Below are 2421 nucleotides of genomic sequence, written 5' to 3' on the forward strand. Positions count from 1 at the left end.
GGCAATCGCCTTGATCGGCATCTGCTCGGCCCGGTACAACCGGCGGATCTCCGCCCAGTCCTCCACGTTCAACACCCTCCTGATACTCGGAGGGGTCATCCTTGACCCGCCGTCAGGGGGTCAGTATTCAGGCGTCGACGACAGGAGACCCGCGGTTCGCGCCGGCTCACAGGTTCCCACCCCACTTCGAGGTGGTCCTGGCCGCCTGGTCAGCGATTGACCCGGTGGCATATGTCGAGTTGGACTACTTCGGAGGTGTCGGCTCGCAGTTTGCGGCGGTATGGCATGGCGGGATCCTAGTCTTGGGTCCACTGGTATTGACCGAGGATGAGCCTTTGCCCGCTCCGGGCTGGTCACCGATCTCGCAGGCGCTTCGCCGCTTGGGTGTTTCCGTCGACGGCCATTATGACGAATTCGACGCGATCGGCCTCGGCCGGCATCGCCATGTGGAGGACTGGTTGCCGGCACGCCCGCCGTCATAGGCGTATGAGGCGCTGACAGCGATGTTGCCGTACCGCTCACGATACGGATCAAGGCGTCCGGAAGCCGCGATCCGCGCGTTGATCTAACGAAGCCGGTTGTACGTAGGGGATCGGGCGTCGGACGACCAAAAGTCCACATGCGAGTGTCGCGATGTCGCGGCTGACCGTCTTATGCAGGCCCGTTCATCGGACGGCCCTGACGGTGTCCGAATCGGAACGGTCACCGGACGGTTGGCGCAGGCGGCGCTTCGCGCCGCGTGTTATCTCCGGCGCGTTCTTCGGTCTTGTCACTGACCCAACCCTGAGCGGCGGTTTCGTGCCAGCGGCGCTGCGCCCCATTCTCGTACCGGAACCCTGGTCACGGCGGCTCGCTTCCGCTGGGCGCCTGCCGCCCGCTCGCGTAGGTCAGCTCCCATCTCATTCGGACGACTGCGAACAGGCGCGGGTCGGCGGCCTTCCAACTGAACACGGCGAACTCCCCGTCGACCGTGCGGGTGATGTCAATCGCCTTCTCGGGCTCGGCCAAGGTATCGCGCACCGTCCCCCATACCTTATGGGCCAGCCGGGCGGGAAGCCGAATCTCCACCAGCAACCTGCGAGTGGGACACTGTACGGATCGCTCGAACCATGGACCCCACTTGTCCACACCCACGAAGTACCCGTATTCCAGCAAGGCTCGCTCGCCCGGATACAGTGGCAGCCGCTCTTCGTTGTCCTCGAACCGCAGCGAGATTTCCTTCAGCGCGCTGTCATCCGTAATGACCTTCCACAGGATTGGACGCCCATCCAGTGACGCGGATAGCTTCAACTCATCTATCGAAAGCGGGTTCTGCCGATGAAAGCTACGGGATTTGGCAGGCTGCGCCGGATAGCGATCGACCCTTAGGTCATGAGCACCTGCGCGATCGGCTCTTTGGCCTGGTTGACCAACCATCGTCGCACCTTGAGGTGATAAGCGCCCCGCTCGAGGCTGACGCTGGCCTCTTCGCGGTCACACACCAGATCCGGCTCGTACGCATGGCCAGCCAGGTCGAGATGCTCGCTGACGTCTGCAATATGATCGACGGCCACAAGCGATATCGTTCGCCGGGCACGTCCGGACATCACGAGCACGGGCACGGACCCGACCGCCAGACCAGCGGCGAACGACGCGGCCACGACCGAATGCAAGTCCCAGAACATCACCGCTCCGGCCAGGGCGCCACCGAGGCAGGCCACGGCGATGCCGGCCCATCGCCGGACGCGCCACTGTTGGCGATCGGCATAGCTCGGCCGCATTCCGCCCGGCTTGTCGCGTCGCCGCCGGTTGGCCCAGCACGACAGCAGCGCGACGATTGAACCAACTATGCCGCTGATCGCACCGATGATGCCGCTAACGGCCGATAGAAGCTCTTCGACAGAGGCCATGGATGCCATTGTGGACAGACGAGCCACGCTCAAACAAAGGTCGGGTACAGCGACCCGGGAGAAACCCCTCTGTCAGGATCTTATAAGACACCCGAGGGATAGTGTTCTGACCTTCGTGGGGCGCGACTGGATCAAGAGAATCCTGACGTTGAGTACTGCTGATATGGATGCGGTGGATGGGCCGCGGGCTGCTCGGCCGAAGCGGCGGGCGTTTACGCCTGAGTACAAGCTGGCGATGGTGGCGGCCTACGACGCGGCGACCGAAGCCGGGCGCCAAGGGTGGCTTTGGAGGTCTCCACCAGCACCGCTTGTAGGTCAGTGCTGACACCACCCGGACCAGGAGGGCACCCTAGTGTTGGTGGGAGTTGACACCACCCTGGCGGGCGCGCAAGCGGAGCTCGTAGTGCAGGCCAAGTGGCGGGAGTACCCCAATCGGGACGCCCCCGAGCACGTCCGCGATCAGGCCGAACTGTGGGCGGGACACGCACGCACCGAACTGGAGTGGGCGAAGAGCCTGAGCAAACGACTGTCT

At 64.0% G+C, this 2421-nt stretch carries 3 protein-coding genes; 1 reads left to right on the forward strand and 2 read right to left on the reverse strand.

The features are described from left to right. The first annotated feature begins 224 nt into the window (after nucleotides 1–224). Entirely contained in the window at nucleotides 225–482 is a 258-nt protein-coding gene (locus DM816_RS41530) for a hypothetical protein (RefSeq protein ID WP_162908413.1), read from the forward strand. A 358-nt stretch (nucleotides 483–840) separates the two neighbouring features. Here DM816_RS41530 and DM816_RS41535 read toward each other — a convergent pair whose 3' ends face one another. Both DM816_RS41535 and DM816_RS41540 read right to left on the reverse strand, forming a co-directional pair. Next, nucleotides 841–1290 carry a hypothetical protein gene (locus tag DM816_RS41535; protein ID WP_117215900.1) on the reverse strand — a complete coding sequence of 150 codons (450 nt, stop codon included), beginning with the start codon at nucleotides 1288–1290 and terminating at the stop codon, nucleotides 841–843. 74 nt (nucleotides 1291–1364) lie between these two features. Continuing rightward, entirely contained in the window at nucleotides 1365–1889 is a 525-nt protein-coding gene (locus DM816_RS41540) for a hypothetical protein (RefSeq protein WP_162908414.1), read from the reverse strand. Nucleotides 1890–2421: the final 532 nt, after the last annotated feature.

The organism is Allorhizocola rhizosphaerae, assembly GCF_003426775.1.
GTDB classification, from domain to species: domain Bacteria; phylum Actinomycetota; class Actinomycetes; order Mycobacteriales; family Micromonosporaceae; genus Allorhizocola; species Allorhizocola rhizosphaerae.